Source organism: Sulfitobacter sp. 15WGC, assembly GCF_005068605.1.
GTDB lineage: Bacteria > Pseudomonadota > Alphaproteobacteria > Rhodobacterales > Rhodobacteraceae > Sulfitobacter > Sulfitobacter faviae.
This window is the reverse complement of the sequence record NZ_SZNL01000014.1, coordinates 1-10,179: the sequence shown is the minus strand read 5'-3', so window position 1 is coordinate 10,179 and position 10,179 is coordinate 1. Positions and strand designations below refer to the sequence as shown.

Genomic DNA, 10,179 nt, shown 5'->3' with positions numbered 1-10,179 from the left:
TTTTTTTTCGCCCTGAACGGCTATCATTTCGCATTGGGGGCCGTGGGGGCGGTGGTCATCCTTGCCCATTGGCTGCCCCGCTTTTTCAGCCGTCGAGAGCCTGCGGCCTCGGGGTTGTTGATCCTGCTGGGCATGGGGGTTTTCGCCCTTGTCCCCGGCATGCCGACATTCCCCGACCCCCGCGCGATGCCCTTTCCATGGGAGGTCGTCTCGGAGCTTTGCGTCATCGTCGCACTTTTCGCGACGGGGCTAAGGATCGACCGGCTTTCGGATTGGTCCCGCTGGGGGCCGACGGCGCGGTTGCTGGCGCTGACCATGCCGTTGACGATCCTGTCGGTCGCGCTGATGGGCTGGGCCTTTGCGGGGATGACCGCGGCGGGTGCGATCCTCTTGGGGGCGGTGATGGCGCCCACCGATCCGGTTCTGGCCGCCGATGTGCAGGTCGGCCCGCCGCATGAGGGTGGCGAGCATCCGGTGCGTTTCGCGCTGACGACCGAGGCGGCGTTGAATGATGGCTTGGCCTTTCCTTTCGTCTACCTCGGCATTCTGGTCGCCGCAGAGGGGTTGGCCCCAGCGTCTTGGGGCGTGGAATGGCTGGCGCGTGACGTTTTCTGGCGCATCGCCGTGGGGGCCGCCATGGGGGCTGCGGGGGGCTGGGCCTTGGGGCAGGTTCTCTTTGCGGTGCCGCGCAATGCGGTGCTGGCCGAAACCTCCTCGGGCGTGGTGGCCTTGGCGGGGGTGCTGTTGTGCTACGGCACCACCGAATTGGCCGAGGGCTATGGCTTTATCGCCGTGGCGATGGCCGGTCTGGTGATCCGGCGGGTCGAGGCGGATCATGCATTCCACCGCCGTTTGCATGACTTCACCGCCGCTGTCGAACATGCGCTGACGGCGCTTTTGCTGGTGGCGATCGGCGCGGTGATGCCTGCATTGCTGAGCGATCTGACCCTTGCGGGCGCGGTGATCGTGCTGGCGCTGATCTTTGTCGTGCGCCCCTTGGCTGGGTGGCTGTCGCTTATGGGCACGCCGCTTGAGGCGCGCCCCCGCTGGGTTATCGCGCTTTATGGGATACGGGGGATCGGGTCGATCTATTACCTCGCCTATGCGGCGGGGAAGGTTGAGTTTCTGGACGAGGAGCCGTTGTGGGCGATGGTGGGTTTTGCCATCCTTCTGTCGACCTTGGTGCATGGGTTCACCGCCGGGATCGCGGTGGACGGGCTGCGCGGCAAGGGGGAGCCGCCCTCCTAACCGGCCCGGCGGGGCAGGGCGGTCGCGCCCTCTTGCGGATCGCACATTGCGCGCGGGGCGTTTTTGCTGAAAAAGGGCGGCATGGACCTCAAGCTTTCCTCCGTCAGCCATTACTATGGCGATACCCAAGTGCTGCGTGACATCACGCTCGACATTCCCTCCGGCCAGATCGTCTGCATCGTTGGCCCGTCGGGCTGTGGCAAATCCACTTTGCTGCGGATGCTGGGCGGGTTGGAACGCCCCAGCGAAGGCCGGGTGTTGCAAATGGGCGATGCGCCTGCGGGCTGTCTGAACCCGCTGACCTATATTTTTCAGGACTTCGCCCTGCTGCCTTGGCGCAGCGTGCGCGGCAATGTGGCGCTGGTGCTGGAGGGGCATGGGCTGGGCAAGGCGCGGCGCGAGGCGATCATCGCCGATGTCTTGGCCCGGACCAAGCTGACCGATTTCGCCGATGCTTTGCCCAAACAGTTGTCGGGCGGGATGAAACAGCGGGTGGCGATTGCCCGGGCGCTGGCGGTGAACCCCGCCGTGATGCTGATGGATGAGCCGCTGAGCGCGCTCGACAGCCAGACCCGCGAATTGCTGATGGATGACCTTGTGGCGCTCTGGACGCGGCAGCCTTTCACGGCGGTCTATGTGACCCACAACCTCGCCGAGGCCGTGCGGCTGGGGCATAAGATCGTCGTCCTGTCGCGCCGTCCGGGTGAGCTGCGTGAGGTGGTGGAGTTGGACATGCCGCTGGCCGAGCGGCGCCACGGCGATCCGGTATTGGAGGCGCAGCAACAGCACCTTTGGGGCTTGATGCGTGATGAGGCCGCGGCGGCGGATGCGGAGTTGATCGATGGCTGAAATGACGGATGTGAACGCCCGCGAGGTCACTTTTCGCGGCGGTGGTTTCCAGCCCGGCACCCGGCGCGGCGTGGGGCTTGCGGTTTTCGTGGTGCTGATCCTGCTGGCGGAATGGGGCACGCGCGGCGGCTTCATCTCACCCCTGACCCTGCCGCGGCCCAGCGATGTCTTGCTGACCTTTCAAGAGCTTTACCAGTCGGGGATGCTGTTCAAACACCTCGGCCCCTCGCTGACCCGTCTGGCAGTGGGCGCGCTGATTGGTGCCTCATTGGGCATCGGCATCGGCGTGTTGATCGGGTTGTTTTCCTTGGTCCGCGCGGGGCTGGTGCCGCTGGTGGCGGCGATTTTCCCCATCCCCAAGATCGCGCTGCTGCCGCTCTTCGTGATTTGGTTCGGCATCGACGAGGCCAGCAAATACGCGCTGATCGCCTTTGGCACCTTCACGCCCACGGTGGTGGCGACCTATGCGGCGGTCGACAATGTGGACCGGGTGCTGATCCGCATGGGGCAGAGTTTCGGCCTCGGCTGGTGGTCGATCGTGTCCAAGATCGTGGTGCCCGGTGCGATGCCGGGGATTCTGTCCGGCTTGCGTATTTCGCTGACGATCGCGATTATCCTGCTGGTGGCGGCAGAGATGCTGGGCGCGGAATATGGGATTGGGGCGTATATCCTGCAGGCCGGGAGCTTGTATGATCTGGAGCGGCTGTTTGCAGGGGTGGTGATCTTGTCGCTGCTGGGCGTGGCGGTGTCGTCGGCCGTGGCCTTTGTGGAGCGGCGCGTGTTGCGCTGGCGGGTATAACACAAGGGCCAGCGCCTGCCCGCGGGTGGGCGATCTGTCGTGAGTTTCTTCCACTTTATGGTTCAACCGTGATGTGCGCTCGATATGTCACGTCCGGCCTCACCAAATCGCCTACCCGGTCGCACCAAAGGTGCGCCCATATAGGCTGGCACGCCTCCGGCGTGACGGGCGGGCAGGCGATGGCCCGGCGCCTCCGGCTTGATTCCGGGCCGGGGTGGTAACCTCAAGCACTCAGTTCCGGACCGGGGTGGTAAGAGCGCATCATTTGCGTATCAATAGCGCCAACCGCCCTCACCAACGGACCCCCATCATGACCGAACACACCACCACCCACGCCGCCGACGAAGACGCGCGCAACCGCGACATCAAGATCTACGTCAATGGCGACATCGTACACCGCGACGAAGCCAAAGTCTCGGTCTATGACGCGGGCTTCATGCTGGGCGACGGCATCTGGGAGGGCATGCGCCTCTATAACGGTACATGGGCCTTCTTCGATGAGCATATGGACCGCTTCTTCAACTCCTGCAAAGCGATCTCGCTCGATGTGGGGATGGACAAGGCCGGCGTCGCCGACGCCCTGCGCCGCACGGCAGAGGCGAATGACATGCACGATGACGTGCACTGCCGCCTGATGCTGACGCGCGGGATCAAGGACAAACCCTTCCAGCACCCGTCACTCAGCACCACCGGGCCGACGCTGGTGATCATCATGGAACATTCCAAACCCGTTGACCGGCTGCAGTCCAAGGGCATCCGCCTCGCCTCCGTCCCGCAGGTGCGCGGCCTGCCGCACAGCCAAGACCCGAAGCTCAACAGCCATTCCAAGCTCAACTGCATCATCGCCTGCCTGCAGGCCGAGGAAGCGGGCGCGGATGAGGCGCTGATGCTCGACCCGCATGGTTTCGTGAACACCACCAACGCCTGCAACTTCTTCATCGTGCGCCGGGGGGAGGTTTGGACCTCGACCGGGGACTACTGCATGAACGGCGTGACGCGGCAAAAGGTCATCGACCTCTGCCACGCGAATGGCATCCCGATGAAGGAAAAGAACTTCTCGCTCTACGAGGCTTACGGCGCGGATGAGGCTTTCCTCACCGGCACCTTCGGCGCGCAGACCCCGGTGGCCGAGATCGACGGCAAACCCATCGGCACGGGCGAGCGCCCTGTCACCAAACGCATCCAAGCGCTGTACAAAGAGCTGATCAAACAGCACACGGCCTGAACGCCGATGGGTGCCCGCCCCCGCGAAGGGGCGGGCGGCATCTTAGGAGACCATGCGCTTCAGCGCGGGCACGCGGCGCAGCAGGAGCCAATCCAGCAGCCCCACGGCCAGCAGGGTGACCCCCGCCATCGGAAAGGCCAGCGCCACCACCAGACCGACCAGAGCCGCGCCTTTCCACAGCGTCATATTGCGCGGTGCGGGCGGGGCAGAGAGCCAACCGGCAGGATTTGCCGGGCGGCGTTTCCACCACATCACCACGCCCGAGACGCAGAGAAAGATCACCGAGAGGCAAAACAGCGTATTGGCCAAAACGCTCGGCCAACCCAAGGTGCCCATATGCAGCGCGATGCCCACGGCCATCGCCTTCCCGGCCAGCGAATAATCCTCATAGCGCACATCGGCGAGGATCTTGCCCGTGTGCCGGTCGATATGCACCGTCCGGTCGCTGGTGGGGTCGATCGCATCGGTGTTCATCGAATCCCGGCTCAGCGTCCAAACCCCGTCTTCGCCGCGGGGCAGGTTTATCTGATAGCGCGCGTCAAAGCCAATCTGCCGGGCCAGCGCGTCGATGGTATCAAGCGTGGCCGGCGTGCCTTCGGCCAATCCCGCCACCCCGGCATCGCTGCCCGAGGCGGGCATCGGGGTCTGCTCCAGCGCCCAAGGCACCTCCTTGGGCCCGTGGTTCATGCTGGCGTGGAGGTCATCCGACAGCGGAGCCTCCCATTTCTCTGCCGGGAACTGGCTCCATGCCTGCACCATCTTTTCACCCCAGATACCGGCCCAAGAGAGGCCCGAGATCAGGAAGAAAAACAGCACCACCGACACCCAAAGCCCGATCGCCCCGTGCAGAGATTTCCACAAGGCGCGCCCACGGCCCAGTCGCGGAAGCAGTGCCGCCCGCAAACCAGTGCCGCGCGGCCACCAGAGGTAGAGCCCCGTGGCGATCAGCACCATGCCGAGCGAGGCCGCGATCTCGATCATGCGGTCGCCGGTCACGCCTAATAGCAGGCTGCCGTGGATGTTGTCGGCCATGTCGTACCAGCCGCTGCGGCGCGGGAAGCTGGCGAGGACTTCGGCGGTATAGGGATCAACGGCGACCATGGTCGCCACGTCATGCGCGTCCACCCGAAAGATCGCGGCCAGATCATCGGCGCGGGGGGCGACATATTGCACAAGGGTGCCGCCTTCGATGCTGGCCTGTGCGGCGGCGGCCTGATCGGAGAGGGCGAGGGGTGCGTCTTGGGGCGTGACGGCGATCCGCTCTCCGTCCCGCCCGCCAATGAAGGCAATCCAAAGCATCACAAGCCCCGTTAGGGCGAGCATGATGAAAAAGGGGATGACATAGACCCCGGCATAGAAATGCCAGCGCCAAGCGGCGCGGTAAAAGCTGTTCGCACGTTGCGTATTGTCGTTTTGCAGGGCTGCCGCGCCTGCAGGATCGATGGAAACCATGTATTTGGTCCTCTGACTGAATTGATATGTGGTTTGGAAGGTCAGAGAACCCGTGGCGGCGCCCTTGCGCGTTTGACAGAGGCGCGGCGCGGTTTGGGCTGTGTGGCAGGGGCAGGGGGCAGCGGTGGCGCCGGGTGAAAGGTGACGGCCAAGGGCTGCACCGCCAGCCCCCTGCGTAGGGCAGCGAGGGAGTGCTGGTTCCAGTCGCAGGGCTTGTGCTCGGGCTGCACCGGTTCGCCGTCTGGTCCGATGGTCACCGTCTCCACCCCGTGGCCCGTGCACAGCACCATGGTCAGCGCGCCTTGCTGGCGCTCTGGCATGGTTCCGGGCGCGAACGCCGAGAACGCCCCAAACAACAACACCACCGCCCAGAGGCAGAGGTGTTGAAGCGGGCCGGTCAACGCCTTGCGGCGCATCCTGCGATGGGCTTGGGCTTAGTGTTTATGCTCGTGCGATGAGTGATCCATTCCGCCCGCGTCATGCCCGCGGCGGCTTTCCACATTGAACGTCACATCCAAGGTTCCGGCCTTTTCAAAGGTCAGGGTGGCGGGGATTTTCTCGCCTTCCTCAAAGGGATCACCGTCGAGACCCATGAACATCACATGCAGCCCCCCGGGTTTGAGGGTGACAGTTTCGCCCGCGGGCAGGTCGATGCCGTCCACATGAGACATGCGCGCAACGCCCATGTCATCGGTGGTCGTCTCATGGAGAGAGACTTCGTCAAAGCCCTCGGCGCTGATGCTGACAAGACGGTCGGCAGTGTCGCCGCCATTGGTGATCGTCAGATAGCCGCCGCCCACGCGGGCGGTTTTCGGGGTCTCATAAGCCATCGGGTGATCGACGGTCAAAGCGCCTGCGGTGTACTCATGCGCGGCGGCGGGCAGGGCGATGAGGGCAGCCAAGGCTACGGTATAGAGAGATTTCATTGTCATGTTCCATTGTCTGAGATGTGCAAAAAAAGGTGGTGGCTCAGACGAAGGGAGGGCCCCTGACAGGCGGTGGCGCCCCGGCGGGACTGCGTGGCGCGCCCAAGGCGCGGGTCAGGCGGGGCGTGGCAAAGTGCAGCGCCGCGCGCGGCAGAAAGACATCCGCCGGGTTGGGCAAGATCAGCGCGTTGACGATGCGGCAGGCTTCGCAATCCAAAGCCGCATGGTTCTGCCCTTCGACCGGCCCATCGCAAAGGTCGCTCAACGTGCCGCCCGCTTGGATAAAGGCGATGAACGCCGGATCCTGCTGCACCTGCGCGGTCGCCCGATGGGCGAAAGGCAAGCTGGCAAGGGCCAGCAGCAGCAAGAGGGTCAGACTGACCCGAAGCGAGGATATGCGCGAAACGGCGGACATGCGCCCTGATACCCCGGCTGTCGCGGCAAGGCTATAGGGCGCTTTAATCTGCGACGCGATGTCGTAGGCCGGGCGCTGCGCAGGGGGGCAATCGGGGGAGAGTGTTGGCTGGGATGGTAGGATTCAGAGTTAAGATATTGGTATATAGTTACATTATTTAGAGCATTATTATATGGTGCCGAGTGTTAAGCGTTGGAACGGTCGCTGAGCTACAGATCGTGCCTCATAACTTCGCGCACCGGGGCTCCTTGATCAGGCGCCATCTTAGGGGCTCTCTGTCTCTAGGCTCTCCACGACAATGCTTAATGTCGACGGTTCTCACGCCCGCCCCGCTACCGCGCACTCGTCTAGGACTTCGCCTGAACCTGTCGTGTGCCGCGGAAAACGGCAAACTGGGCAGAGAGCGGCCGTTCGCTGCCTTTTGCATCTATAGCCGCTTTCGAACCGCCAGGTGCGGACCTGATCAGGCTCGCATCCATACCGCCATATTTGGCCCGCCATTTGTAAAGCATGGCACTGCTCATGCCGTGTTCACCGCACTACTCCACGGGAGCGCCGCCTTCCATCCGGCGCAGCACGCCCATGATCTGGGCCTCGGTAAACCGTGTCTTTTTCACCGGAATCTCTTCGTTCATCCTGCCGAGAAAATTCAACTTCCGCATCCTTTCAACATCGGGGGGTGATTACCGTATGACGCCAGGCGAAAAGCTGCGCGAGGATTGGTTTCCGACGATTTTTCAACGCATGTCTAAAGACGCGGAGCAAACCTAAGGGCGAATTGGCGCATATCATAATGGGGAAAGCGATCTGTGTGTCGCTGCTCCTGCACACCAGCTGAAGGCCAAGTGTGGCGGTATGGATGTGTCCGAGGCTGTCTGACAAAGGGCGTTGGAGGACGAGAATGCCAAGCTTAAGTGCCTGCTGGCCGATACCATACTGGACAAGGATGTGTTGAAAGACCTTCAGGGAAAGAGTCGACGACATTGACAAAGTGGCGAGATGCGGCGCTCCGGGTGATGCGGGATCATGATATCTCGCGGGGCCGGGCGTGTCGGCTTATCGGTGTCGACCCCAGAACCGTCCGGCACGAGCGCCCACCGGACAATACCGATATCCGCAAGAAAATGCAGGAGATCGCCGGCAAGCGACGTCGGTTCGGCTACCGCCGGATCAGGGTGCGGTTGGAACACAAAGGCATAAGCATGAACCATAAGAAGCTCTACCGAATATACCGGAAAGAGGGGTTGTCCGTGAAGCAACGACGTAATCTGAAACGGGCGCGCGGGACAAGGGTGGCGATGCCAGCCGCCGCGAGCGTCAACGCGCGTTGAACGCTTGACTTCGTGTCCGGCTGCTACAGTGCCTCACGTAAGTTCCAGATCTTGGCGATGATCTATGACTGTACCGCGAATGCCTGTGCCTCGTCGCGGACACCAGCCTGTCAGGTGCACGGGTTGCCATCCCTTCTTCAAAGACACCTTCTAGCTGAGTTCTGATTGAGGTCTGCAACGGTGCCTCCGAAATTCTCGATAAGGCGAGAATGAAAGCAATCTTTCATACTGTCAATAATGATATGTAGCATTCATTTTACGGCGCGGTTTGGGGGTGGGTTTTTGTTAAGGGGTGCGGGAAAGGCTTTGTCGTATGGATTGCCTAGAGGGCGGCGGGCTTCCTAACCCACGTCCAACCGCCGAAATTTCGGAGTTGATGCCTGTGGCTCCCGCCATTTATCAGGTAACTCGGAACCAAGATGCCTGAATGGGCAACTTTCCCTGCAAGGCGCGAGAGGGGCCGGGCTCGGGAAATGTTTAGCGGGTTCATTGCGATGGCGTCTTCGATCAAGGCCAAGCTGTCTCGCGTGCTTGCGCCTCATTTTGGAGAACGTCTTGATGCGATTGCACAGGTTCAGCTTTGCGTCCCTGCAAATGCGATAGGTTCCGCTGTCCCCCCGCGCTCCGGCCTCGCCCGTCTGACCTCAGCCGACCTTCTGCGCGACACCACTCAGATAGACTTCTTCGATCGCGCGGTCGTCTCCCATGATCTGCAGCACGAACAACTCCTCTGCGAGACTTTCGGCACGCTCCATACGCAGCGCCATCGCGCTTGTGGCAGATGAGTTCAAGATCACAACGTCTGCTTCTGTTCCCACCGCCAATGTACCGATCTTGTCTTCCAGACCCAGAACCTGAGCATTGCCCCTTGTCGCCCAATCAAAGGCTTGGAGCGGATGCAGGGACTGCCCTTGAAGTTGCAGAACCTTGTAGCCCTCGTTCAGGGTTTGAAGCATCGAATAGCTCGTGCCCGCACCCACGTCCGTCGCAATCCCGTTCAGAATGCCACGGGCATTTAGCTTGTGGTGATTAAACAACCCGCTGCCCAGGAAGAAATTCGATGTCGGGCAAAACACGGGGTGCGCGCCGGTGTCCGCCAAGGCATCAATTTCTCTCGGCTCAAGGTGAATGGCGTGCCCCAGCAACGTGTTGTTCCGCAGCAGACCGTAGGATTGGTAGACATCCAGATAGTCCTGCGCCTGGGGATATAGCGCTTTGGTAAAGGCGATCTCGTCCTTATTTTCGGACAGATGGGTTTGGATGTGGCAATCGGGATGCTCATTCGCGAGCGCCATGGCCATCTGCATCTGCTCTGGCGTCGACGTAATGGCGAAGCGGGGCGATATCACATAGCCGTTCCGACCCTTGCCGTGCCATTCCGAAATCAATGCTTTGGTTTCGTCATATCCTTCTTGCGGCGTGTCGCGAAGCTCGGCTGGTGCGTCCCGGTCCATCAAGACCTTTCCGCCAAGCATCCGCATATTGCGCCGCGTCGCCTCTGAGAAAAATGCATCTGCCGAGGTCTTGTGAACCGAGCAATATGCCACGGCGCTGGTCGTGCCATGGGCAATCAACTGATCGAAAAAGGCCTGCGCCATGCGTTCACTATGGCTTTCGCAGGCAAAACGGGTCTCTTCCGGGAAAGTGTAATTGTTGAGCCAATCCAGCAATTGCGACCCCCATGAGGCGATCACTTGCACCTGTGGAAAGTGAATATGCGTGTCGATGAAACCCGCCATCATCAGGTAGGGGCGGTGATCGGTGACGGACACGTCAGGGGCTTTGGCCAATATGCTGTCGAAAGGGCCACTGTCCTTAATGATGCCGTCGCAAATCAACAGACCGGCATCCTCATGGTAGCAGTAAGAGTCAGTATCAGAGCCATCTTGCGGGGCGCGGTGAAACGTCAAAAGGCGCCAGCGAAGCAGTTTTTT

At 61.8% G+C, this 10,179-nt stretch carries 9 protein-coding genes and 2 pseudogenes; 5 read left to right on the top strand and 6 right to left on the bottom strand.

The window, feature by feature from the left end:
- The 4 genes from FCK22_RS12715 to FCK22_RS12700 all read left to right on the top strand — a co-directional run.
- Nucleotides 1–1,248 (top strand): cation:proton antiporter (locus tag FCK22_RS12715; RefSeq protein WP_248646515.1); only part of this gene is annotated, 1,248 nt, incomplete at its 5' end.
- Between the two features lie 81 nt (nucleotides 1,249–1,329).
- Nucleotides 1,330–2,097, top strand: coding sequence for an ABC transporter ATP-binding protein (locus FCK22_RS12710; RefSeq protein WP_067264894.1), 768 nt, complete (start codon nucleotides 1,330–1,332; stop codon nucleotides 2,095–2,097).
- On the top strand, nucleotides 2,090–2,896 hold the full coding sequence (locus FCK22_RS12705) for an ABC transporter permease (RefSeq protein WP_197470906.1): 807 nt from the start codon (nucleotides 2,090–2,092) through the stop codon (nucleotides 2,894–2,896). Before FCK22_RS12710 ends, FCK22_RS12705 begins: the two co-directional genes overlap by 8 nt.
- Nucleotides 2,897–3,206: 310 nt before the next feature.
- The gene (locus tag FCK22_RS12700) at nucleotides 3,207–4,121 is read left to right on the top strand and encodes a D-amino acid aminotransferase (RefSeq protein ID WP_067264895.1); all 915 of its coding nucleotides are present in this window, start codon (nucleotides 3,207–3,209) and stop codon (nucleotides 4,119–4,121) included.
- A gap of 42 nt (nucleotides 4,122–4,163) precedes the next feature.
- Here the strand turns inward: FCK22_RS12700 and FCK22_RS12695 are convergent, their stop codons facing one another.
- The 5 genes and pseudogenes from FCK22_RS12695 to FCK22_RS19325 all read right to left on the bottom strand — a co-directional run.
- A complete protein-coding gene (locus FCK22_RS12695; protein WP_082852073.1) occupies nucleotides 4,164–5,573 on the bottom strand; it encodes a PepSY domain-containing protein in 1,410 nt (469 codons plus the stop codon).
- A 41-nt stretch (nucleotides 5,574–5,614) separates the two neighbouring features.
- Nucleotides 5,615–5,893, bottom strand: a complete 279-nt coding sequence (locus FCK22_RS12690) for a hypothetical protein (RefSeq protein WP_136720463.1) — start codon at nucleotides 5,891–5,893, stop codon at nucleotides 5,615–5,617.
- 114 nt (nucleotides 5,894–6,007) lie between these two features.
- Nucleotides 6,008–6,499: a copper chaperone PCu(A)C gene (locus FCK22_RS12685; RefSeq protein ID WP_082852074.1), complete on the bottom strand. Its 492-nt coding sequence runs from the start codon at nucleotides 6,497–6,499 to the stop codon at nucleotides 6,008–6,010.
- Nucleotides 6,500–6,542: 43 nt separating this feature from the next.
- Nucleotides 6,543–6,914, bottom strand: coding sequence for a hypothetical protein (locus tag FCK22_RS12680; RefSeq protein WP_067264910.1), 372 nt, complete (start codon nucleotides 6,912–6,914; stop codon nucleotides 6,543–6,545).
- A gap of 461 nt (nucleotides 6,915–7,375) precedes the next feature.
- Nucleotides 7,376–7,531 (bottom strand): annotated as a pseudogene (locus FCK22_RS19325) (transposase); the annotation flags it as partial.
- A gap of 211 nt (nucleotides 7,532–7,742) precedes the next feature.
- Here FCK22_RS19325 and FCK22_RS12675 point away from each other — a divergent pair.
- A pseudogene (locus FCK22_RS12675) lies at nucleotides 7,743–8,373 on the top strand (IS3 family transposase); the annotation flags it as partial.
- Nucleotides 8,374–8,889: 516 nt separating this feature from the next.
- Here the strand turns inward: FCK22_RS12675 and guaD are convergent.
- On the bottom strand, nucleotides 8,890–10,179 hold a 1,290-nt coding region (gene guaD, locus FCK22_RS12670; RefSeq protein WP_136720462.1), incomplete at its 5' end, for a guanine deaminase.